The organism is Reichenbachiella agariperforans (assembly GCF_900142205.1).
Lineage (GTDB): Bacteria > Bacteroidota > Bacteroidia > Cytophagales > Cyclobacteriaceae > Reichenbachiella > Reichenbachiella agariperforans.
In genome coordinates, this window is the sequence record NZ_FRAA01000005.1 from 294450 (window position 1) to 318786 (window position 24337).

Sequence of the window (24337 nt, forward strand, 5' to 3'; positions counted from 1 at the left end):
AAAGATTACTTCAGTATCTCTTCAATCTTAGCCAGTTCGTCTGCCGTGAAGGCCGTGTTCTCTAGCGTCTCCAAGTTCTGCTGAAGCTGACGGACACTGCTCGCTCCGAGCAGGACAGAGGTCACCACCTCATGTCTCAGCAACCAAGCAATCGCCATCTGCGCGATAGACTGTCCACGTTCGTCGGCTAGTATTTTCAATTTTCTGACTTGATTGATTTTCTCCTCAGTGACTGCATCCTGCTGTAGATGTCCTGTCTCACGTGCGGCACGCGAATCCTTCGGTATCCCATCTAGGTAGCGATCTGTCAGCATTCCTTGCGCCAAAGGTGAAAATACGATTGTCCCCTTACCGAGCTTCTTCAAAGTCTCCAACAACCCATCCTCTACCCATCGATCAAACATCGAATAGCGAGGTTGATGAATGATAAATGGCGTGCGCAATTCTTTGAAAATTTTCTCTATAGCCTCTGTCTGCTGGGGTTTGTAGTTAGAGATCCCTACATAGAGTGCCTTGCCTTGCTTCACCAACTGATCCAATGCCAGCGCCGTCTCCTCCACTGGTGTCTCGGGATCAGGGCGGTGGGTATAGAAAATATCGACATACTCTAGTCCCATGCGCTTGAGCGACTGATCGCAAGACGAGATGATATACTTGCGGCTGCCCCAGTCACCATAGGGGCCGTCCCACATCGTATAGCCTGCCTTGGACGAAATGACCATTTCATCCCTCAAGCCACCAAAATCCTGCTTGAGTATCTTTCCAAAGTTCTCTTCGGCCGACCCTGGAGGGGGGCCATAGTTGTTGGCCAAATCAAAATGTGTAATACCTTGATCAAAGGCGAACTTGAGCATTTCACGGCAGTTTTCATAGTCATCTACATGACCAAAGTTGTGCCATAGCCCGAGTGATATCTCGGGTAGAAACAGACCTGAATCGCCACATCGGCGATATTTCATCTTGTCGTATCGGTTTGTATTGGGTACGTAAGTCATCTCCTAAAATTATTGATGTTTCAAATTCCTTTTGGATAAAAATAGTGTTCTAGCTGTCCGGTTGCATTACGGACATCCTGCCAGTCACCAAGCTGCAAACTAATCACAGCTACCCCACATGTGGGAATATTCTCTATATTTTCTGCGGTCAGTTGGTTGACAAAATCGGTAAAGCCCGGATTATGTCCAAAGAGCATGACGGATTGGGTACTAGGGGACAACTGGGACAACACGGCTGATATCTCGCTCGGCCCTGCATGAAACAGTGCACTCGTCTCTCGTACCTGATGAGGCAGCGTACCCAGTGCTTGGGTAAAGTAATCTGCTGTCTGCCACGCGCGTATAGCCGTACTCGTCACCACCATGTCAGGACGATCCAGGTATCTACAGAGATACTCCGCCATCCTTGGCGCATCCCGCATCCCACGTTTGGCCAATGGCCGGTCGTGATCCGTGAGGCTAGCATCGTCCCAGCTTGACTTGGCATGACGTACGATGATGAGTCGCTTGATGGACTGCCCTACCATGTTTACTTCTTCTTTTTCTTCTGCTCAAAAAAGGCCGTAATCTCAGGCAAACTCATGCTGTTGAGGTTGTCTTTGGCCGTCAATCCACCTTTACGTGCCACTTGCAGCCCGTAGTACATGTCTTGGTAGCCATCCATGCGGTGTGCATCGGGATTGATGCTCAGTTTGACACCCTTTTCCAAGGCATAGTCGATCCATCGCCAATCCATGTCCAAGCGATAGGGACTCGCATTGATCTCTATGACCACTCCTGTCTCTGCACAAGCTTCAATGATGGCTTTGTGATCGACAGGATAGCCTTCGCGCTGCACCAGCAAGCGACCTGTCATGTGACCGAGAATAGTCGTGTGTGGATTATATATGGCTTTGAGCAAACGATCGGTAGCCTTTTTGATATCCATATTGAGGCCTGAGTGTACAGACGCCACGATGAAATCAAATGACGACAAAATCTCCTCCGAGTAATCGAGCGAGCCATCTGCCAAGATATCCGACTCGATCCCCGAAAAAATCTTGAAAGGGGCCAACTCCTCGTTGAGTTGTTTGATTTCCTCCTGCTGACGCGCTACATCAGCATCCTGAAGGCCTCCAGCATAGACCGCTGTCTGGCTGTGATCCGAAATCCCCAGATACTCATACCCCAACTGCTGGCAGTGCTCTGCCATCTGGCGCAGCGTGTGTTTGCCGTCACTGTAGGTCGAGTGGTTGTGCAATATCCCCTTGAGATCTGACATCTCAATCAACGCAGGGATTTGGTCATTTTTGGCCCATTCTATTTCCTTCAAGCCTTCTCTCAATTCGGGTACGATGTACTTCATTCCCAACGATTGATACAGCTCTTCTTCACTTTCGAAAGGCCTAATCAAAGACGATTTGATTGTTACTTGATCCGCGATGGGCATATTGATGTGACGAACCGACCCAGTCGTCTCGACCAGCCTCTGGACAAACTTGTCCGGACTCGTCAAGTGTAGTTTGAGAGGGGCTTTGATCCCAACATGACGACCATACCATGTCGTGGGTCCTGATTTTTTTTCTTCTTCACTCAATACCTGTAGGGCATTGAGTGAGGTACGTAGCGCATCGAGATCCTCTGCCGCCACGACGATCTCCACCAAGTCGATGACTTCCATCCTGCGACGCATCTGTCCCGATTCGGAACAAGACTGTACTTCCTTGAGTCCATCTATCGCTGACACCAAATTTGCGATCGCTTGATCGATGTTCCCATATTTTTCTTTGTATTGATTCGAAATCAAAAACGCCACTGCGGCCTTGAGTGTTTCTTGGGATTTTTCTGCAAACCCCTTGAGACTAGCGACTTTGCCTTGGAGACACAGCTCCATGAGCTGCTCTAGGGTTTCGGCTCCCCCCTCTTGCCAGAGAACGGCGACCTTTTTGGGTCCAAACCCCGAAATCCCCAACATCTCAACCACTCCGGCTGGTGTCATTTCCATGTACTTGTCGAGGTTATCAAACGACCCTCGCTCTAGCAAACCAGAAATATTGGTGGCCATACCTTTGCCAATACCATCTATGGCGAGTATTTCGTCGGTACTCAGCGTACTGAGCTCCGCGTCCAAACCTCCCACCACATCGGCAGCAGATACGTACGATCTAGTTTTGAATGGATTCTCCCCGTGCAGCTCCATGAGTTGAGCGGCCAGTTTTAGACTGTTTTTTATCTCTGAATTGTTCAAATCGACGATTTTAATTGAAGGCATAAAGCTACGAATTGCCCAAGGCAATTACTTAAAATATGACGGTAATAATTATCATTGTGCCCACACATCAAAACAACAAACCCCTTGGGAGTAGTCATCAAGCAAAGCAGTATTTCTGGAATCGTCACCTACCTCGGTGCCTTCATTGGCTTTGTCAACTCCGTGTTATTATTCCCCGCATTTCTATCTACCGAAGAACTGGGGTTGATTCGTGTCCTGCCCAACATCGCCTTCATGCTGCTCCCATTGGTACAGCTAGGTACCTCTCAGGCTTTACTCAAGTTTTCTCCCGAAATCAAAAAACAGCAAAACGGTCTTCCGCAATTACTCGGCCTGATCACCTTGAGTACGCTACTGGGTGCAATACTCATGAGCCTCGGTATCGTCTTGTTCAAAGCAGATTTCGTGGCACTATTCGAAACCAAATCTCCACTCGTCAATAACTACATCCCTGTCATTGTTGCGCTTATATTTATCGTTGCGATTTACTCGTTAGTGGAAACCTATAGCCGCATTCTACTCAAGATCATTGCTATGAACCTGATCAGAGAGATCCTACTACGTATTCTCACAGGGATAGCAGTACTACTCTATTTCTATGAACTGATTGATTTGGACACCTTAGTGTATGGTCTTATTTTGATCTATGGATTTTGCCTCATGGCACTGATCGTCTACCTGATGTTTTTGGGTGAGCTGCGGTTTTCCTTCCGGTTCTCTTCCGTCAGTAGAGAGCTGATGTACCGCATGGCTAACTTCAGTCTGTATAGTATCATTGGGGCAAGTGGTGCGTACATTGTCCTCAACATCGATCAAGTGATGGTTACCTCACTATTGGGGTTGGATGAAAATGGCATCTATAGTACCTCTTTCTATTTCGCAGTGATGATCGAACTATCGAAACGCCCAATTCTACAAATCACTACACCACTGATTTCACAGGCTTTTGAAAATAATCGCCTTGCGGATGTCCAAAAAATGCACCGCCAGCTATCTATCAACCTCATGATCATAGCTTCGCTGTTTTTCGTGGGGATCGTAGCGAACCTCGACAACATCTACGCACTCATGCCCAACGGCAGTGACTACAGCCTCGGGCGAAACGTCATCATCATCATCGGAATATCCAAACTAATAGACATGACCTTTGCCAACAACAGCGAGATCATCGTCATGTCTCGCTACTATCGATTCAATGTAGTCTCCATTTTTTGTCTGTCTATGATCATGGTCGTACTAAACAGTTATTTGATTCCCATCTATGGAATGGATGGGGCAGCTATGGCGACATTGCTGTCCATTTCAGTCTTCAACCTTGTCAAAATGACCTTCCTAAGATGGAAACTGAACATCACTCCCTTTTCCATCAGCACACTCAAAATGCTAGGGATATTTGGCGTTGTACTGTTTATGGGATTATACCTACCCTACTGCTACAACACCTATATAGATCTCATGGCTCGTTCAGGCATTATCACAATTACCTTAGGGGTACTTGTCCTTGGTTTGCGAATATCACCTGAGGCCAATGGCATCTATAATAAACGCATCAAACCTAAACTCCCTTGGTGACAATAAATCACGATGCAATCATCAGTCAGTGATCTGATCAAGTATGCTTGCTAGCCCTTGTGTCAAGTTGCGTCGTTCCCACTGCGTTTTGTTAGATACAGGCACATGTAATCTACCCGATTTGCATCGCTGATAGGCAGTCTTTACCCGCGTTTTGATTTGCTCTTGATTAGAGTAATTCACCACACCTTCCAATCCCGAATCAGTCAAAATCTGATGCACATCTGACTGCTCAGTCCCAAATGCCAATACATCACGCTCTGCATACAGGTATTCGAATAGCTTTCCAGGGATCAACAAATCCGCATTATCAGACTGATTCATGAGCAACAACAGTAAACCAGACCGCTCGTACTGCTCGACAACCTGATCATGCGACAAGTACTCTTCATAACACAGGCACTTTGACAACTCGCTAGAACTCTCCAACTGTTGGAGTACTCCATCGCTGATCATTCCGGATAGGAAAATCTGTAAGTCTTCCGCAAACCCTTGCTCCTCCGCACACAGTTGGGTCAAAGCAACCCATAGCTCACGCGGATTACGCATGTCATTGAGCAGTCCCATGTGACTAATAATAAACTTCCCAGAAGACGAAGCATCGGACTGGTAGTTTAAAAAATCTCGTCCATCAACTCCATTGGTGATCATTTCTACACGATATTGATTATTCTTGGCGCGAAAGAGGTCTGCCATGGCTGGCGTACAAGCCAGTACACGGTCTGCCATTCGCATCACTTGACGTTCGAGTCTACGATGGAGTTTCTTAACCACCGCACTTGTTTTTAGCTCATCCAGTATATCCCAGTCTGACCATGGATCCCGAAAATCTGCAATCCATTTGATCCCTGTTTTCTTCTTCAATTCCAACCCAATCAAATGGAGACTATGAGGAGGCCCTGTGGTAACCACAGCATCGATCTGGTTCTGCTCTATATAACTTTGTAAGAATCCCACTGAAGGCTTCACCCAAAAACGTTTCGGGTCAGGCACGATCAAATTACCTCTGAGCCAAATCATCAGTTTGCCTAGAGTGGTCAACTGCTGATCACTAGCGACTACTCCCTGCTTCGTCTTGGCTGACTTCAGTTTTTGGGTGGGCTCCCAGATGGGAAAACGTATTACTTCAGTCGTATGGGGTACATCCAGCTCCAAGGACTCATCTTGAATACCAAAATCAGGATCTTCTGGCGTGAATACAACAGGCTCCCAACCATAATCTGGCAAATACTTAACGAATTTGAGCCATCGTTGTACTCCTCCTCCAGCACTAGGAGGCCAATAATATGTGATAACCAGAACTTTTTTGGACATAACCATAGTGTTAATGCATAGCGAAATAAACTAAAAATTATGGCGTGATCACCAAAATATGAAATTTTGAAAAATACGCAGAAAAATAATTACGTAGTAGGGCAATTGAGCATTGTTATTGATGATTTTGTAGCAAAATATGGTTTACTTTGGGCGCCAAACAACGCAACCCAAGCGATATATTATTTAATTAAGGGCAGAACTGTATAAGTTTTAATTCTATGAAAAAAATTGCTGTATTTACTTCTGGTGGTGACTCACCAGGAATGAACGCCTGCATCAGATCAGTGGTACGTAGTGCCATCTATCTCGATCTAGATGTATATGGTATCAAATATGGATACGACGGAATGATCAGAGGTGAAATCACCAAAATGGAATCTCACTCCGTAAGTAACATTGTACAAACTGGTGGCACGATCCTAAAGTCAGCCAGAAGTGAAGAATTCAGAACCAAAGAAGGAAGAAAAAAAGCCTACGAGAATCTCAAAAAACATGGAATAGAGGGCATTATCGCCATTGGTGGTGATGGTACATTTACAGGTGCCAACTTGTTCTACGACGAGTACGGCATTCCTGTCATAGGTGCACCAGGTACGATTGACAATGATCTATACGGATCAGATTATACGATTGGTTTCGATACGGCTGTCAATACAGCTCTTGATGCTATCGACAAAATCCGAGACACTGCGGCCTCTCACGACAGAGTATTCTTCGTCGAAGTAATGGGACGTCACAGTGGCTATATCGCCATCCAATCTGGTATTGGTGGAGGTGCGGAGATGGTCATGGTACCTGAAACAAGCACAACCATCGACGATGTGATCGCTAAACTGCGAGAAGGTAGAGACAACAAAAAAGGTTCATCGATCATCGTAGTAGCAGAAGGAGATGCACAAGGTAGTGCGCACGAAATCGCCGAAAGAGTAAAAATTCACACTCCTAATATGGATATCAAAGTGACCAACCTTGGTCACATCCAGCGTGGTGGTGGCCCTACTGCGTTTGATAGAATCCTAGCTTCACGTCTAGGTCTAGCTGCGGTAGAAGGACTAATGAATGGACAAAAAGGAGTAATGGTCGGTGTGATTGACAACAAAATCACCTATACCAACTTGAAACTTGCTATCTCTAAATCAAAACCATTGAACCAAGAGTTGGTTCGATTGACAAAGATTCTGAGTATCTAATCAAGAACATCCAAAGACAACAAAAAAAGGGAGCATCAGTGATGCTCCCTTTTTTTGTTGTCTTAATTTTCACACAGGATTATCTACCGATCAAGGCATAGCCTACAGAGATTTGGAACATTGCATTTTTCATTGATTCGATATCCGATGCTTGGGCATCTTCTACTACATCAGTGAATCCGTTGACGTATCTAGCAGTAACGTTAAGGTTGAAAGGTAGATCAACACCCACACCTGCTGCGATAGAAAAATCACTGTTAGCCGTTTGCCCTTCTAAGTCCTCTGCTACACCATCAAAATCATCCGATACGACAAATCCAAACTGTGGTCCAACGTGAACATTGAACATCTTGAGAAAATTAAATCTCACCAAGATCGGTACCTGAACGTAGTTAGAATTAATGGCTCCTTTAGCTCCATCTACAGTAACATCCGCTCCCTGAACAGAGTAATAAACTTCAGGCTGAATTCCCAATGGTCCTAGTTTGATATGTGCATATCCCCCAAAGTGATAGCCCGTTCTTGTATCTGCTACATCATTGTATGACTGACCCGCCTGAGCTGCATCTACAGATGCTGAATTAAAATTCAAACCAGCTTTAACCCCTAACTCCAATTGAGCCTTTGACTCGAATGATACCAAGGCAACCAACAACAGTACGACTAGCGCGGAGAATTGTATTTTATTTTTCATGTCTATGATTTTTGTTTAAGTAATTCTTTTCAAAGTGAAAACGCTCACACTACAAATATTACTAAATCACAGACATTATATTGCATCGTAAGACCTAATAAATGTCAAAACCTATGGATAACTGAAAGGAAGGCTGATTAAAGACAGATGCTGTAATAGGATGAAGGTAACGTAGCGACAAGTCAAAACCACTAGGCAGATTAAACCCCACTCCTCCGAGATAAGTGTATTCAGTATGCAATCCTTTGGACTCCCACACCTGGCTCTCCGTGGCAATAGTAGCCGCTTTGGTTAGAATTTCTCCTTGCAGCCCTCCTTGTAGATACAGTGGCTTGAGTATAAAGTATTTGAATAAGAGAGGGATTTGAAACTCGGTAACCAGATAAGGTTCTCCTTCAGATCGGGTTCGATTCAGGGAATACAAACACTCCAGTTGCAGTGTGGTTTTCTTGCTGGCGTCATATTTGACAAATAACCCCGCATGATAATTGTTCGATACATGCGCCACCTCGGACGACAACTCCTCTACATTCAAACCGCCTTTCACCCCCACATTCATTTGCTGTGCCCTTAGTTCTACCTCCAACAAACACAGCACTACAATCCCCACACATACTTTAATCATACCGACATCTTCTATATCATAAAACCCACTAGTATGAGGCAGTTTACAAATAGAATGCCATAATCTGAATCACTACAAAAAGCGGCTAAACCTGTCTTTAAATAGCAAGACAAAGCCCCCTAGCCGTCCAGCGAGTGATCAAGTGGGGTATGACGGAAAAGGAATATGCGGTAAGAAATTCTAAAAGCGTTTGGCGATCACCAATGTCCCATACTTGTGCGGACGACCACCGACCACTTCCCTGCCTAAAAATGACCACAATGCTTGGAGATCAAAAGTCTTCATACTGAGCATGACTCCTACGCTTTGCATCCACACCCATGGTTCAGCAGATTTGACAAATGGACTGGGCTCACCTATGATATTCCCCTCAATCGTCGCATCATAGAAGACATGCATCAGCTGCGTCTTGGTGACAAAAAATAGCTCCTTGCACTTTCGGTCATTGGCTATCCGCTCTCCTGTTCGTGCATGTGTGAGGACACTTGCATCCAAAGGCTGACTCCTGCCTAACCTCATGGTTATGGCTGCTGCGGCATTGGTATTGATGGTTCCTACACGCACATCTACATCACTAATTAGCGATAGAGGGCCTATAGATACGATCTCTCTGGATAGCCCTGTATAAAGGTGTGCTATGGGCGTGTCATGGATCTGATAATCACGCCAGCCTCTAGGCCTCACCCATCCAAATGTGGTGTGTAGATTCGTCTGAATGTCATCGCTCCGTGTTTTAGTCCCTAACCAACCCAGATCTACTCCGACCGCTAACCTATTCTGACCCCAATAACTGGTGTACAATCCATCCACATACAATTCCCCTGCATACGGTCGATCGATCTCCTCGGCTTTTTCCCCTTTCAGGTTATAGGGATTGAAAATCTTCGATACAAATGCAACATGAAATATAGACTTGTGTAAAGACTGAAAACCAAATAGATTCGACCAACTCCTATCCTCCTTTATTTTTTGTCTGTAGGTAAAAAACAGACCATTGGTATAGTAGCGATCCCCGGCATCAAAAAACAGCAAGTCATTGTCGAATTGAAAACTAAGTTCGTGGTTGATCGGGGCAGATTCCTGTCCGAAGAGATGGAACGTGTTCAACAACAAAAATGTGGCAAAAATATACTTCAATGCAATTTGGTTCTGCTAGACAAAATGGTAGCTGGATTCCCAATGATAAAGCAAATTCTGTAGTAAAATTGTATCGATGAAGCAGGATTTCATAAAAAAACTAAGAGACAGAGAGAGTCAAGGCAACCTCCGAAGGTTAACTACCCCGACGAAAAGTCTGGTAGATTTCGTCTCCAATGACTACCTCGGACTGAGTCGCTCCCGTACGCTATTCGATAAGATCAACAACTACTCCTACGAAGGCATCACACATCTGAACGGATCGGCTGGTTCGCGACTGCTCGCAGGCAACACGAGTCATGCCGAAACCTTGGAGCGTAAGTTGGCCAAAATCTTTCGCGCAGAAGCCTGCTTGCTATTCAACTCCGGCTATGTCGCCAACCTGGCACTGATCTCCAGCCTACCACAGCGTCAGGACACCATTATCTATGATAGCCTGGCACATGTTTGCATCAAGGAGGGAGCAAAACTAAGCTCAGCCAAAAGCTACTCCTTTCGACACAATGATCCCGAGGATCTAGAAAAGAAGATCAAAAACAGTCAAGGACAAGTGTACATCGTGATCGAATCAGTCTATTCGATGGACGGAGACATGGCTTGTTTTGATGAGCTATTGGCAGTAGCCAAAAAGCACGATGCACAACTCCTAGTCGATGAAGCCCACGGCACGGGACTTTATGGCGAGCAAGGTAACGGACTCGTTTGCCACTTAGGAATCGAGGATCAGTTTATAGGTCGGGTTTACACCTTTGGAAAAGCGATGGGAGTACATGGTGCCTGTATCGCAGGTTCGCAGGAGTTGATCGACTACCTGACCAACTTTGCACGATCATTCATCTACACGACTGCCCTACCCATCCACAGCATCTTTGCGATAGATGCAGCATTTGATTACCTCGGTGAGCACATACATCTACAGCAAGAGATTCAAGACAAAATAAGCTTTTTCAATCAGTACTATCAAGAGACTATAGGCAACAAAGACCGCTGCTATAAGCCCGAAAGTCTCACACCAATCCAGCCCCTCATCGTGCCTGGTAATCAGACGGTCAAACAACTCTCTGATACTCTCCTCCAAGAAGGTTTTGATGTCAGAGCTATTCTATCCCCTACTGTCCCGGTGGGCTCAGAGCGTCTCAGGATATGCCTACATCAGCATAATACGACCACAGAGATCAGGGCTATGGTTGATTTATTATCTTCGCATCTATGAGTCAAAACAAGAGATATTTCGTGACAGGTATCGACACAGATGCAGGCAAAACCCTAGCCAGTGCAATACTAACACAGCAGCTCAAGGCAGACTACTGGAAACCCATACAGGCAGGAGAACCTACCGATAGTGACCAGATACGACAGCTCATAGATTCGAGTCTAGTCGTCCATCCAGAAGGAGTCATGCTACAGCATCCCATGTCTCCGCATGCCGCTGCACGAAGAGAAAACGTACAAATAACCGCAGATCAATTTACGCTCCCTGAGACCAGTAATACACTAATCATCGAAGGAGCTGGTGGACTGATGGTACCATTCAATGCCCAAGGTCTAGTCATCGATCTTGCGAAGCAATTTGAGGCAGAAGTGATTCTAGTCTCACGCAATTACCTAGGGAGTATCAACCATACCCTACTATCAGTAGCCTATCTACAAACACACAACTATCCCATCAAGGGCATCATCTTCAACGGAGATCCCAATGAAGACACAGAAAGCTTCATTCTCCAATACACTGGATTGAAATGCCTCGGGCGAATCCCTATGATGGACACCATCACTGCTGATACAGTGAACAAACAAAAAATCACAAATCTATGACTACCGAACAACTACGTCAGAAAGACAAAGACCTAATATGGCACCCTTTTGCTCCGCTCATCACTCCTTTCGAGTATATCCCCCTAGAGTCCGCCAAAGGCATGTATCTCCATACCACAGAGGGTAAAAAAATCATAGACACGGTCTCCTCTTGGTGGGTCAACATCCACGGTCACGCCGATGAGACGCTCGCCAAAGCGCTCTACGACCAAGCCCTGACGATGGAGCATGCGATCTTTGCGGGATTCACACACAAGCCAGCCATTAAGCTCTCTGAAAATCTCATGAAGCTCCTTCCGGATAGTTTTAGCAAGATATTCTTTTCGGACAATGGCAGCTCGGCCATTGAAGTTGCACTGAAAATGGCTTTTCAGTACTGGTACAACCGAGACGAAAAACAACGAACCAAAGTAGTCGCAATCAATGGCGCATATCACGGAGACACCTTTGGGGCTATGTCTGTAGGTGAGCGTGGTGGCTTTACTGCCCCATTCTTTCCCTTTCTATTCGATGTAGATTTTATCGATTTCCCTGACGCAGACAATCAAGCGGAAGTCCTTAGTACATTCGAAACGCTGGTCTCGGATGATAAGTGCAGTACTTTCATCTTTGAGCCTTTAGTACAGGGATCAGGTGGGATGCGTATGTATTCCGCCGAGCTACTGGACCAACTGATCGCTATTGCCCAAAAGTATGGCGTGATATGTATCGCAGATGAAGTAATGACGGGCTTTGGACGTACGGGCAAGCCATTGGCTACCGACTACTGTATCCACAAGCCTGACCTTATCTGCCTCTCCAAAGGCATCACAGGAGGAACTATGGCACTGGGCATCACCGCCTGCAACGAAAAGATCGAAGAAGCATTCCAGAGTGACTCCTATGCCAAGGCACTTCTACATGGGCACTCCTACACAGGCAATCCGCTGGCCTGTGCGGTCGCCAATGCCAGCTTCGAGATATTCATGAGCGACACGTGCCAAAACAACATCGCTCGCATCCAAGCCAAGCATGAGGCATTCGCCAAAACCTTAGAAAAGCAATCGCAGATAGAAAAGGTAAGAGTACAAGGCACTATAGTCGCTTTTGATTTGAAGGGCTTTGGGGAGACCGGCTATGAAAGTACTGCGAGACAAAAGATATACCCCTACTTCCTCGAACGTGGCATCCTTATTCGACCCCTCGGCAATGTCATCTATCTCCTTCCTCCCTACATCATCACGGACGAGGAGTTAGATTTCGTCTATAAAGAAATCCTTACCTTCTTAGAGCAACTCTAAGAAGATAAGGATTCATTATTCTAGTCAGGGCAATTGCATTCAAACCACTGCGAAGAACCCTCCAAGGGTTTAGCAATAAGATCAAGGCTACCGTTCGAACTCGTACTGTCCTTTATGAATACGTGACCCTTGGAGGACGTATTCATAAAGGACAGTTGCTGTGCCACCTATAATTATCAGTCGATTCTGACCAAATAGACGTGTGCATCTTCTTCTAGAATTTCACCATCTTCCATAGCGATCAGGATATCGTCCTCCATCATCCAGTACTCATCTCCATCAGACTGATAGGAATCAGTATCGGAGATCAACAGTTGCCCCTTTTTGTTAATAGACCATTTACCTGTCTCTATCTCGGGATCAGAACCAAATGCAGACACATATATCTTGCACTCTCCGCCATCCAAAAATTCAAAACGAATATCTACTTCATCCAAAATCCCATCTACAAAGGATTCTGTCGCCTGCATGATGACACGCGCCATGGCGTTGTCTTCATCATCAATCTCTTCTTCTAGAAAATCATCTCCTAGATCAATCTTCAATTGCCAAACACCATCTAGATCCTTTTCTCTAACTTTTCCAGGTTGAGCTTGGATCAAATTGACGGTCAACATCAATACTACGATTCCTAATACACTTTTCATAAGCTATGTTTTTTGAGTTTAAACTGTACCTTTCACTACTATGTATCACAAGGTACATAACAAACTACAATACTCCATCTATTTACAAAAGGTTTCAACTGAACCAATAAATAGTAAGCATCACGAGGACGAGTTGGTGAAAGTCCCTTACGAGCGGGTTCGTAGCTCGAATCGTTAGCAAGTTGCAAGGTTGGATACCGTGAGGTGTTGACCGAACCCCGTTCTGAAACGGGTCAGACTATTTAATCACGTCTAAATCCGTGAAGGAATCCCACAATATTGGGATAGCCTTCATTTAGGAAGACAAGATAGCAAGTCTGATTGGATGAACTGGGGCGGAGCGTAAAGAAAATGTCTGTTAGACATTTTTAGTGAGGAGCCGGCCTTTAGGGTAGGGATTGATAATCTTCCTGCTTTTAACTAACCTAAAAGTGCCTCATGCTGAATGTAAAGTATGGCTAGAGTCGTCTTTACACATCAAAAGAAGTATGGGATTAGTTAGAGGTAAAACCGATAAGATTGATGCTGAGAGAATAGCCAAATTTGCTTTTGACCATCAAAGAGATGCCAAACTAGTCAAACTCTCTCATCCTACCTTAAACCGCCTTAAAGACCTTATGAAGACCAGAATAAGACTTCAGAAAGGACTCCAAAGTCAAACCGTTGCGATCAATGAACTGACAAAAGTAGATCCAAAGGCAGGTAGGGAAATAGAAAGAGTCAGTCGACAAGCTGTAGAAGGATTAAAAAAATCCTTAGTCAAAGTAGAAGAGAAAATGGAAGAGTTGGTCAGCATAGACAAACAACTTCGTGCACTCTACCAGTTGGTCACTTCGGTGAAGAGTGTGGGTAAAGTTTTGGCTATTGATCTCATTGTTTATACAGATGGATTCACTCGCATGTAGGACAACCGAAAACTGGCATGTTACTGTGGTGTTGCACCCTTCGAATATCGCAGTGGGACGAGTGTGTTTTCTCAGCCTGGCACCTCAAGCTTTGCTAATAAACAACTCAAACATCATTTGCATATGTGTGCCATGAATGCAGTAAAATGCCACAAAGAACTCAGAGAGTATTACTTAAGAAAAACAGAAGATGGAAAAAGCAAGATGAGTGCATTAAATGCCGTTAGAAACAAACTGCTTCACCGCGTGGTAGCGGTTGTCAAAAGAGGAACGCCTTATCAAGAGAAATTGGATTAAAAAAAGGCCATTACACTTGTTTTTACCATAGATATCGCCAAGATATGGTGTCGTGGCGTTTTATGTTTTGTTCGTTTCGGATACTAATATAGCCGAATCTGCGATTCGGCTCATACATTTTTGATTTCTAATGAGGCGCAGCGCAGAATCGGCGGGGCTTGAAAAAACCGCTACACTCTCCATTTTCACTAAACCGCCATGCATCTCATATCAATTGTTAGCTACTTTTTATTCTCCAATCTCGACTTGACATATTCCATGTTTTGTAGAATGTTTTCCACATATGAAGGGTTCTCGTATTCTGGTTTTTGATAGGTTGTTAGTGCAATCGTAAAAAGTTCAAGTGATTTATTAAATCGATCTTCATCATACTTGCCAAATGATAATATGTACCCTGATTTATAGCTTAATAAAGCACGATTTAATTCAGATGGTAAAACCTCATAATTCTTATTAAGATCACATATTTCTCTGTCATATTCATCAAGTTCCGAATAAGCTGCAATTGAATCGGAAAAGTTGTAAAACAAACCTGCACTATCTATCATATGTTCAGCTTCAACATTCTTTTCGAACTCATCAATAGATACTGGAAAATTTAAAAGTTGCCATCTATTTTGACCTGGAAGGTGTTGTTCTACAAAGCTTATTGGATTTGCAAAAAGAAATTTAGGATCAAGTTTCTTGACATATAACGAAGAGTCATAAAATGACGAATGACCACTTGCCCATGTTAAATCGAAAAGTTCATATACTCCATTGATTTTTACAATATTCCAAGCATGATTAGTTTCTTGAAATGAATAACCCGGCTCTATGCCATAACCCTTTGCATAGCCGGTTATCAAATAACATTCGATATCTAAGAGATCACAAAATTCCTTAAATAGTTCAGAGTACCCCTGACAAACTGCTTTTTTTGTGATTAAGGTATTGGCCCAAGAAGAATTACCATAACTGTTACTAAAGAATCCAGTTAAGTCGTATTCAATATTGTTAGTAATCCAATAAGATATTACCTGTATTTTTTGTTTGTCTGTTTTTGCTACCTGTGATAAGTATTCTATCAATTCTTCAATATCTTCATTAAGATTTTCTGGAGCCGAAATCGAGTGATTGTATAAAACACTGTCAATAACATCTTGCCCTTTAAGCGAGCCAAAAGTAAGCAAGAAAACAAGTGAAAATATTAATTTCATTGGAGGCAATTGTATTGTAGCTAACGCCACTGTATGAATCGTGGCTTTTGGTGAAGATAATGTTTCCTTAACGAATTAGCCAAATCTCTGATTTGGTCTATTCCTTTTTTGATTCCATAGAGCTAATCTGAGATATGGCGAGGCATCCAGAATGCAGAGAATTTTCGTCTGCTCTAAACCGCCATGATTTCATCACAGAATGTTACATGCCTTTATTTAGATTTTGCATGAGGTACCAATTCAGGTATTTGTTCTCAGCCTGTAAAATGAAAGCCTCATTCACAGCAATAACATTTAGAGCTTCAATTAGGTTGACATTTGCAAAGTTCATTTCTTCATATGTTTTGTGTTTTTGATTTGGGTCATATCGAAATATTTCTATGTCTTTTGCGTCTCTGGCAATTCTAGGCAGTTCATATCCTTGCTTATTGATATCGCTTATAATTGAATTAACATATTCTTGTATTTCCGATGCTTTTCCATTTTCAATTAGAAATGCTCTAACTCGAACTTGTTCCAATGGATTTATGTAGTTGTGGTATTCATCGTAACCACCTGAAGAACTAACCAGCTCTTGTTTAATCGTTTTGAGTTCCTTCAAGATTAAAGTTCGAGTGTTGTTAATCTCGACAGGTGTTGATGGTAATATTGTGTTAATGAATGAAATGGTTGAGTCATTCATTATTATTTGTTGCCTGTTTAATTCCTCAACTGAAACGGTATTTAATATTATCGTATTAATTCTATGCTGTTCATCGTTTGAACAAGAAGTGATAAATGTTAAAAATAAAGAAAGTGTTAATATGATTCTCATAGTGGCATGTAACGGTTAGCATATGAAAAGTAGGCGATTACGAAGCACGAAACTTTCAGTTTACCACTTAGCCAAGCCAAATATTTTTATAATCTAATTTACTTTTTTCATAATCAAAATTTTGGATTGGCGGACTGTCCAAAAGCTCTGAACTTTCTAATACCACCAAACCCCTATGTTTTCTTAGCCCATGTTGTATGCCGTGTATTCCCCCCTTTAGTAGCAGACCGCTTCGGGTTACCACCGTGCGTTGGGTAGCCATACTCTTTGACATGTTTTGGTTTGTGCGGTTGCCTTGTGCGACTTGGCAATGTGTTTGGCTCACTGCGTGGGCTTCATTATGACTTTCATAAGTTCTGTGAGTGTAGTTGTAAAAGGATATGCTTTTGCATTACCCTCACTATAATTCGATAGTTTCGTATAATCCCATTCGCGACCCACAAATTCTTTGTCGGTGACTTTTTCAATTTCGATCACCAAGTAATGCTTTTCGTAATCCTTTTCATCAGTTGCTTTTGGATAACCTTTCTTTTCCAGATTTAGCCTTGAATAAACTTTTGGTCCTTTACTTACAATCTTCCATAGATCACCACTTTTCTTCTCTTTGTGGGTGTGTAGTAGAAGGTATTTTGCTCCAATTACTTCTTGTTCAAGAATTAAAGAACCGTTACCAGATCCCATTCTAAAATTGTATTGACCTTTTTTTATCCAATTATAATGCTCTGCTGAACGATAGAACCCAACTAAAACAAAAGTCTCGTCAGGTATGATGTTTTTGTCACCATACTTTTCAGGTATAGGTTCATTTAGCTCTGATGGTTTGTCTCGGTAGATGTCGTAAACTTTATTTGATAGAAACTCACGCTGTGAAGCTCGGTTAACAAAGTGATTAATTACTTCAAGAATGAATGCCTTTAAATCTGCTATCCCCGTATTGGTTCTGGACGGTCGAACTGGGAAGGCTCCCAGCCCTGGTATTATCTCATGAAAGCCTTTTTCCTTCATCGATTCCGTTCCTGGGTAAAGGACATAAGCACCTCCTGTACGTCTAATTGCGTCTTTATAGGCATGCATTTTTAAAATGTCTGCATTTTTGAATGACCTACTTGTTTCTTCTTCCTCATCTATTATTTGGTTGAGGTGTAGAACTTTGTATTTAGCATCAAAATGAATATGTACAACCTGTTCTAGTCGTTCTGCCTCTTCTACCTTAGTTATCGATTTTGGCCAAAATGACAAGGTATAATCTGGACGCATACTTTTAGTCCAACTGCCACCTTCCGGGTATTCACTTTTTCCTGAAAAGGATTTATTATAGTTAAAAGATACATTCAACTCTCTTGTGCTTGTATTGAATACTCCTTTGAGTGCAGTATGTTGGCCTTGCTTGAGTTGCAAGCCTAGTCCATCATTCGTTTTCTGAATGAGTTTTGAAGTTTCCTTTGGTTCAATTTCAAAGGCATCTTTGAATAAGTCCAACAGGGTGAAAAATAACCAGTATTCGTATAATGTAGCTACATCTCTTTTTCCAGCTCTATACACATCATCACCGCCTTGCCAAGTCAGTTTTGCTGCCAAATCAAACACGAGCCAAGATTTCAGTAATTCTCTATAGCCTTCTTTTCGTTGCAGTATTGGACTGTTTAATTTTAAAGAGGTAGGACGAGAGATCCCCTTAAAGATAGTATTGTGTAAATACGATTCTAATTTTTGTGTTACGGCCTTAGCCTCAAGGTATAATCTCGATCCAACACTGGCTTTCGATTGTATATCAGAACAAAATTTTAAGTAGGTTTCTAAAGCATGTTTTACGAATCTGTTTTCCGGAGTGTCAACCGAATCGGTCTTACTGTATGAGCTAATTTTGTTAGGAATCGAAGTTAATCCTACTGAATGGAGATGATGACTACTCGGTAAAGATGTCCTCTGAGAACCAGTTGTCAACTGACGAATTTCGAAACTACCCAATCGTTTTATTCTCTGAGTATTCACCACTTCCGTTTTTTCAATCCATTTAGTAACCGGTGAAGTCAATATTCGTTGAATAGCCTCATCAAATTCTTCATTATCAATAACAGATTTAATGAATGAAAATCGCTGATAGGTACTTGAACTGTCTTTTTCATAGTCGATATCGAAGTGTTGCGTAACGGGTGAATTGCTTTGAAGAAGTAAATCGGTGCATTTCTCCGTAATAGTTTCCAACATAAAGCGATAATCAGACCGATAATTCGCTTTGATTGATCGCACTTCTAGCTTTAATTCAGCAACCTTTGTTTCTTCAGCATCCAGAACAGGAATTGAAACTTGTCCCACATAAATGTTAGGTGTTATTCTTCCTTGATTGGTGTGGAAAGCGTTGGTTTCAACTAATTCATGTCTGTCGTCAAGCTGATATCCTTCCGGTAGTTCGTATTGGTAAAAGTTACCCTCTACAAGTTGGTATCGTTCTTCTCCGAACTCCAAGTGATCTTCACAGTCAAAAAGTACTCCTTTAACTTTTGAGGCAAGTTTTACTTTTATGTCATCAATATTGAATTCAAGTAGTTCCATAATTTCTACGCCTCTGCATAGCTAGCAAAACCGTTATCTATAGCACCATGGTACATTCTCGTTATCTTTTCCAACGAAATGGGGAATTGAACAAACTCACTCTTATGGTCAAACTCTTTGTTTAGTAAAATGTCTTTTTCGATGTTTCCTTTATATCCTTCCTTTATACAAAAGCCCGCTAATTGTTCTAGGACTGGCAAAAGCTTTCTTCTTGAACCATGTAGCTTGGGTAGGAGTTTTTGCATAATGGCAATATCCAGACAGGTATCTAATGCTAATTCAGCATCGATTACTTTAAGTTGATTAATTAAACGAATAATCTCCGAAGCACTTCGATAACCAAATTCTGCTCCTGTTTTTTGTAATTCAGCGAAGAATTTCACCAATGTTTCTTTTACCGCCTCCGCATCTTTGTTTTCAACGATTTTAGTGTGAGCTTTTTCTAAGAAATCAACAGCCATCAAAGCACCTTTGCCTCGCAATTGATCTAGATCAAGCTGTGGACTCTCAGTAAAATATTGGTTCATTTCATCAGTCGTAATTCGAAATTCAACGGCATTTGCTCTGTCCAGTACTTTTGGGCTAAACATGTAGGTGGTTTCATCAATGTTTACCGTACCAATGATAAATAAATTAGACGGAAGTGTAATGGAACTAGGGACGTCCGACTTCTCTTCCTCGCCAGAATGGAGCTTTATGGTATCGTTTGACTCCATCACGCTCAAAAAGTCAGCAAAGTACCGCTCCACATGGCTGAGGTTCATTTCGTCTAATATCAAAAAATGAGGCAGCTGTTTATTTGTTATGGCCGATAAGATCAAATCCAGCACACCATTGTCGGGCTTTATGTATTCTTCACTATTCAACCCGTTAGGATAACCAAGCAAGGGTTCTCTATTGGTCCAGTCTGCCCCCACAGGTACAATTTTATATTGACTCTCGTCTTGGCAAATCCACTGCACAAAACTCTGAGCCAATTTCGTTTTCCCTGAACCCGATAAGCCACTCAACAGCACAAAAGGCTTGGTAAGAAGAGAAGCTACAAATCGTGTTAGGATGGTTTCGCTGAATAGTAGGCCGGAATCTTTGAGGGAAACGGAGTATGCGGTAAGATTGAATGGTTCTTGTTCAATGATAGAATTTAATTTCACTACTGATTTTAAAAGTTCTTCCTTAAGACTTGGGTGAGTTTTAAGTTGATATACTATTGAACTTAGATACCCACTACTTTCATTCAATAATCCAGAAGCCTTTAGTAGAACGCTATGTGCAAAATCATTTTGAGATCTTCCTATTGATTTACCTCCTCCCCAATATGAATAATCTGTAATGAATTTTAATATTTTGTCGGTTTCATCTTCTCCAAAATGAGATTTAGAATATTCAACAAATTCTGCTTCAGGAGTTTTATTGCCTTTTCTAATTTCATCAGCCCAAGTCGAATACTCAGTATCTAGGTTAATGATATTAGTAGCGGTTAAAATTTCTTCAACTCTGCTTTTATATTTTTCAAGTTCATCTAACAAGTCTGTAAGATGGCAGGCAACCCAAAACCAAATCGATGGTGCTGCAACAGTTTTGGTCGATGTGGGAATTAAAACTGTTGAGTTTTGAAAGATTGCTCGGTTATTTACTAATTCCTTATAAGAGGTCTTAAAAGTTTCTGAAAATTTATACTCAGATACATACGAAATCTCTTTTTGTACAAGCTCAGTTGATTCTAATAGTAATTCGTTTAAATCTCTTAACATTTTATAAAAGTTGTTTAATGATCTCTTGTGCTATAGTTTTTACAACAGGTACAGAAACGCTGTTTCCGAATTGTTTATATGCTTGGTTATCTGAAACAGGGATGATAAATCCATTATCAATTGGGTAACCTTGTAATCTTGCTGCTTCAATTGGATGTAATTTCCTAGGTCTATTTGGCCTTCCCTCAATATGGTTTTGTTCTATTAAAATCTCACTACCATCTTTATAATATCTAGCAGATATCGTACTTGTATAAGGAGAATTTTCATTAAAGGAAGAAAAGCCAAAACCGTTGCCTTTATTGGCATGTTCGACTCTTCTTCTTTGATGACCTGCCCACAGTCTTTCTGAAATTGTATAAGTTTTATTTGCCTCTTTTTCTAATAGTTCCAGCTCTTCTTTTTTTAATAGGATATCACCAACTTTTACTTCTTTTGCTAATTGTTCACGCTTTTCTTTATCAAAGATCACTTTTCCATCATTATCTATTCCGAATGGAAAATTGAATTTTTCAACCTTTATGAGGTCTCGATTCCACGCAACCATAAATATACGCTCTCTATTTTGTGGAACTCCAAAGTGCTTGCTATTCAGTACTTCGGCATTCATATCGTAACCTAAATCATCTAAAACATTTTTAATTGTTTTAAATGTATTCCCTTTATCATGATTTTTAAACCCTTTAACGTTTTCAAGAAGCAGAATTTTAGGTACTGAAATAGATTTGTCCTTTTGGTTAGCCTTAATTTTTGAGTGCACTATTTCTTGAATATTGAAGAATAATGTTCCTCTTGTATCACCAAAGCCTTTTTTTAATCCAGCATGAGAAAAAGGTTGACAAGGAAATCCTCCGCATAAAATATCGAATTCTGGAATATCTTCATATTTGAGATTTTCATCTGTAATGTCTTCATTGAAATTACCATTATCAAATATCTCAGGAGAAGACTGTTTGTAATTTGCTTCATATGTCTGTCGAGCAAATTTGTCAATTTCAGAGGCGAAAACGCATTTTCCCCCTACACTTTCCATCGAGAGATGAAAACCTCCAATTCCTGCAAATAAGTCAATAAAAGTGAATTTATATTTTTTGTTTTTTGACATTAGTATTGTTTTAATCTCCTATTTAGTTTCTCCAGCAGCACATCAAAGCTTTCTGAACTTCCATGTATCATGCTGCCTTGCATATCTCTGTAGTCTTTGCTGTAATTTTTCAATTGCTGCTGAGGTGGAGTAATGTTCAGCGTTTTTAAATCCAACGTTTCATAATCAGTCGTTTTCGATGGAGTAAACACTTTGCGATGCTCAATAATGCTGTTGAATAGTTCCGAATTATTTAAAGCATCATCCCCGAATTCAGAGTCAACAATTTGTCCTATGTCATAAAAATGACGGGACATTCTTAGATGTCTTATTTTGTCTGCTGGTTTCTCAAACTCCTCGTGAAGTAGAATCAGCTTTTCTAAGAACGTCTTTTGTGGGCTAGTTGCTTGTACTTGAAACTCGGGCTCGGAAAAATCCATTTCCGAATATTGCTGATCGATAAAAGAGTTGATTTTAACCTCTTGAAAAGGTTCCCTTAATGACCTTGCACTCACTTCGATCAAAACTCTTTTGGGTAAGTAGGAAACTTCTTCGAAAACGGAATTATAGTTTACTTGAATCATTTCAGGGTCTTGATCCGAAATCTTTTCGTTATCTACCGCTATGTCATACAAGCTTTCTTCAATCCCATAGTTGTTGAGTTCATGAGTGAGAATAGTTGTTAATTTTTCTGAAACGAATGTATGACAGGCTCTTCTGAGCTTTCTAATTTCACCTTTGGTTAATTCCCCTTTGAAGCCCAGGTATGAACGATCTAGGCCCAAGTCAATATCTTCAGAAAATCGCTGAATGAGGTTGAACGCTTTACTTAACGAAGTGCCTCCTTTGAAGATAAACTGGCGGGCTAGCTCAGAGTTGAAAATCATGCGTAGCATAAGCGTAACCCAAGCATCTTTTTCTATTGCTTGAGAGGGTAGGTTCATACGAACCCCGACCTGAGTAAACAACTCAACTTGTTCTTCTTTCGATAAGGTTAGCCAGTTGTTCATTTCGTTATGAGTAGTTTTTGCATCCAAACTGGAGCATTCAACAAGTTTTTATAGATTAATTCTCGCTCTTGGCTATCGTTAATAATCTTCTGGATCTTTTCAATTTGTTTCTCCGTCACGTTTTTTTCTCCAATGGCTTTGAGTGCTTGAATTATCAAATTGCTTAGTTGATGGTCGATACTGAGGTTTTTAGGGTTTGTTTTTTTGAATTGAATGGTCTGGTTACCCACCTCAATTTGTCGGGTTGATCCGTCTGTTAAATACACAGCTTTCAAAGGTACTTGAGTGGAAAGTCCTAGTTTGTTGAGAGCTGTTATTCCCGTTGGGATAATACGGGCTTTATCACGCTTGGCAATTGCTTCAGCTATTTGTTCTGCATGCGGATAGATGATGCCGAATTTCTCATGCTTTTTAGGTAAGAAATATATTCCTTTGGCAATTCGACCAATTTCTTCTTCGGTTGTCAGTCGCTGTAATGACTTTCTTATTGCTTCATAAGAACCCAACTCCGTGAAGTCAGCGATAAAGAAGATATCTCCTTTATTAAACTTCTTTTTTATGGTGTCCAAATCTAACATTGTCCCAAAAATGATTAAAAAATGGGACAAATCAATCTTCTTTCTAGAATTTATTGTCCCGAAAAATAGATAAATATTGGGACTGATATTGAGTAGAAATGTTTCAGATACAAAGTGGGTGGGGAGATTTTAGCTCTTTTGGTTTTTTTGGGTTGGCTTTGTGCGTTGGCAAAAACCAAATGTGCTAAAATGTGCGGTGGGGTTTTACTTTACACAATGGCATACAACGTCGACTGTATGTTTAGCTTTAGCGTCGTTGATTATTTGTAAGCTGACCATTTAGTCATCTAATTAAAACAGCTTACAAGTTAATCAATGAAATATACGCAGTGTTATTGTTCGTTTGAAAATTGGAATCTACCGCTGCTTTTCGCTGTTTTGTTCTGAAAAAATATGAGTTATAGACAGGGCTATGAATCGTCTTTTTGAAGAAGAGAGGTGCCTTTTTAACTGCTTATCCCTTGAAATTGTGGTGATTCTCGCCTAACTTAAATCTCAAGTTTTGTCAACGTGTCCACGTTTTGAAAGACTGCTTTCAACGAGTCCTGACGAGCAAAACTTAATCCTTCGGATAAACCACACTTTCAGCCAATATCATTCGACTTCAATCCTCTCTAAAAGCA

At 41.7% G+C, this 24337-nt stretch carries 22 protein-coding genes; 7 read left to right on the forward strand and 15 right to left on the reverse strand.

What is annotated here, in order from left to right; genetic code table 11:
- Positions 1 to 5 precede the first annotated feature (5 nt).
- From mgrA to BUB99_RS14525, 3 genes are read right to left on the reverse strand one after another with little or no spacing between them, the layout of a single operon-like run.
- Positions 6 to 995, reverse strand: coding sequence for an L-glyceraldehyde 3-phosphate reductase (gene mgrA / locus BUB99_RS14515; protein ID WP_073123508.1), 990 nt, complete (start codon positions 993 to 995; stop codon positions 6 to 8).
- A gap of 20 nt (positions 996 to 1015) precedes the next feature.
- Positions 1016 to 1522 carry a SixA phosphatase family protein gene (locus BUB99_RS14520; RefSeq protein ID WP_084190571.1) on the reverse strand — a complete coding sequence of 169 codons (507 nt, stop codon included), beginning with the start codon at positions 1520 to 1522 and terminating at the stop codon, positions 1016 to 1018.
- A 2-nt stretch (positions 1523 to 1524) separates the two neighbouring features.
- A complete protein-coding gene (locus BUB99_RS14525; RefSeq protein ID WP_139281026.1) occupies positions 1525 to 3246 on the reverse strand; it encodes a DNA polymerase/3'-5' exonuclease PolX in 1722 nt (573 codons plus the stop codon).
- 84 nt (positions 3247 to 3330) lie between these two features.
- Between BUB99_RS14525 and BUB99_RS14530 the strand changes: the two genes are divergently transcribed.
- Positions 3331 to 4818, forward strand: coding sequence for an oligosaccharide flippase family protein (locus BUB99_RS14530; protein ID WP_073123510.1), 1488 nt, complete (start codon positions 3331 to 3333; stop codon positions 4816 to 4818).
- A 21-nt stretch (positions 4819 to 4839) separates the two neighbouring features.
- Here the strand turns inward: BUB99_RS14530 and BUB99_RS14535 are convergent, their stop codons facing one another.
- A complete protein-coding gene (locus BUB99_RS14535) occupies positions 4840 to 6132 on the reverse strand; it encodes a glycosyltransferase (RefSeq protein ID WP_170863813.1) in 1293 nt (430 codons plus the stop codon).
- Positions 6133 to 6353: 221 nt separating this feature from the next.
- On the opposite strand from BUB99_RS14535, the gene pfkA reads away from it, so the two are divergent.
- Positions 6354 to 7325, forward strand: coding sequence for a 6-phosphofructokinase (gene pfkA, locus BUB99_RS14540; protein WP_073123513.1), 972 nt, complete (start codon positions 6354 to 6356; stop codon positions 7323 to 7325).
- Positions 7326 to 7404: 79 nt separating this feature from the next.
- Here the strand turns inward: pfkA and BUB99_RS14545 are convergent, their stop codons facing one another.
- From BUB99_RS14545 to BUB99_RS14555, 3 genes are all read right to left on the reverse strand, one after another.
- Positions 7405 to 8019 carry a porin family protein gene (locus BUB99_RS14545; protein ID WP_073123515.1) on the reverse strand — a complete coding sequence of 205 codons (615 nt, stop codon included), beginning with the start codon at positions 8017 to 8019 and terminating at the stop codon, positions 7405 to 7407.
- Between the two features lie 94 nt (positions 8020 to 8113).
- On the reverse strand, positions 8114 to 8644 hold the full coding sequence (locus BUB99_RS14550) for a porin family protein (RefSeq protein ID WP_073123517.1): 531 nt from the start codon (positions 8642 to 8644) through the stop codon (positions 8114 to 8116).
- Positions 8645 to 8824: 180 nt separating this feature from the next.
- Positions 8825 to 9781, reverse strand: a complete 957-nt coding sequence (locus BUB99_RS14555; protein WP_073123519.1) for a lipid A-modifier LpxR family protein — start codon at positions 9779 to 9781, stop codon at positions 8825 to 8827.
- Positions 9782 to 9857: 76 nt separating this feature from the next.
- On the opposite strand from BUB99_RS14555, the gene BUB99_RS14560 reads away from it, so the two are divergent.
- The 3 genes from BUB99_RS14560 to bioA are packed head-to-tail and all read left to right on the forward strand — an operon-like array spanning position 9858 to position 12876.
- Complete coding sequence (locus BUB99_RS14560; protein ID WP_073123521.1) at positions 9858 to 10994, forward strand: aminotransferase class I/II-fold pyridoxal phosphate-dependent enzyme; 1137 nt, start codon at positions 9858 to 9860, stop codon at positions 10992 to 10994.
- Positions 10991 to 11596 (forward strand): dethiobiotin synthase, encoded by a 606-nt coding sequence (bioD, locus tag BUB99_RS14565; protein WP_073123523.1) that lies wholly within the window; start codon positions 10991 to 10993, stop codon positions 11594 to 11596. Before BUB99_RS14560 ends, bioD begins: the two co-directional genes overlap by 4 nt.
- On the forward strand, positions 11593 to 12876 hold the full coding sequence (gene bioA, locus BUB99_RS14570) for an adenosylmethionine--8-amino-7-oxononanoate transaminase (RefSeq protein ID WP_073123525.1): 1284 nt from the start codon (positions 11593 to 11595) through the stop codon (positions 12874 to 12876). Before bioD ends, bioA begins: the two co-directional genes overlap by 4 nt.
- 176 nt (positions 12877 to 13052) lie before the next feature.
- Here bioA and BUB99_RS14575 read toward each other — a convergent pair whose 3' ends face one another.
- Positions 13053 to 13523: a hypothetical protein gene (locus BUB99_RS14575; RefSeq protein ID WP_073123527.1), complete on the reverse strand. Its 471-nt coding sequence runs from the start codon at positions 13521 to 13523 to the stop codon at positions 13053 to 13055.
- Positions 13524 to 13954: 431 nt separating this feature from the next.
- Here BUB99_RS14575 and BUB99_RS20765 point away from each other — a divergent pair, with 431 nt between their 5' ends.
- Positions 13955 to 14428, forward strand: coding sequence for an IS110 family transposase (locus tag BUB99_RS20765; RefSeq protein ID WP_407691732.1), 474 nt, complete (start codon positions 13955 to 13957; stop codon positions 14426 to 14428).
- A 12-nt stretch (positions 14429 to 14440) separates the two neighbouring features.
- Positions 14441 to 14725 (forward strand): transposase, encoded by a 285-nt coding sequence (locus BUB99_RS20690; protein WP_084190575.1) that lies wholly within the window; start codon positions 14441 to 14443, stop codon positions 14723 to 14725.
- A gap of 221 nt (positions 14726 to 14946) precedes the next feature.
- Here BUB99_RS20690 and BUB99_RS14590 read toward each other — a convergent pair whose 3' ends face one another.
- From BUB99_RS14590 to BUB99_RS14625, 7 genes are all read right to left on the reverse strand, one after another.
- The gene (locus BUB99_RS14590) at positions 14947 to 15924 is read right to left on the reverse strand and encodes a transglutaminase domain-containing protein (protein ID WP_073123533.1); all 978 of its coding nucleotides are present in this window, start codon (positions 15922 to 15924) and stop codon (positions 14947 to 14949) included.
- Positions 15925 to 16126: 202 nt separating this feature from the next.
- Positions 16127 to 16738, reverse strand: coding sequence for a hypothetical protein (locus tag BUB99_RS14595; protein ID WP_073123535.1), 612 nt, complete (start codon positions 16736 to 16738; stop codon positions 16127 to 16129).
- Positions 16739 to 17059: 321 nt separating this feature from the next.
- Complete coding sequence (locus BUB99_RS14605) at positions 17060 to 19291, reverse strand: DUF2357 domain-containing protein (RefSeq protein WP_073123539.1); 2232 nt, start codon at positions 19289 to 19291, stop codon at positions 17060 to 17062.
- A 5-nt stretch (positions 19292 to 19296) separates the two neighbouring features.
- Positions 19297 to 21042 (reverse strand): McrB family protein, encoded by a 1746-nt coding sequence (locus BUB99_RS14610; RefSeq protein ID WP_073123541.1) that lies wholly within the window; start codon positions 21040 to 21042, stop codon positions 19297 to 19299.
- A gap of 1 nt (position 21043) precedes the next feature.
- Entirely contained in the window at positions 21044 to 22147 is a 1104-nt protein-coding gene (gene dcm, locus BUB99_RS14615; protein ID WP_073123543.1) for a DNA (cytosine-5-)-methyltransferase, read from the reverse strand.
- Complete coding sequence (locus BUB99_RS14620) at positions 22147 to 23136, reverse strand: nucleotidyl transferase AbiEii/AbiGii toxin family protein (protein WP_073123545.1); 990 nt, start codon at positions 23134 to 23136, stop codon at positions 22147 to 22149. Before BUB99_RS14620 ends, dcm begins: the two co-directional genes overlap by 1 nt.
- Positions 23133 to 23714 carry a DUF6088 family protein gene (locus BUB99_RS14625; RefSeq protein ID WP_073123547.1) on the reverse strand — a complete coding sequence of 194 codons (582 nt, stop codon included), beginning with the start codon at positions 23712 to 23714 and terminating at the stop codon, positions 23133 to 23135. The genes BUB99_RS14620 and BUB99_RS14625 overlap by 4 nt, the downstream gene beginning before the upstream one ends.
- Positions 23715 to 24337: the final 623 nt, after the last annotated feature.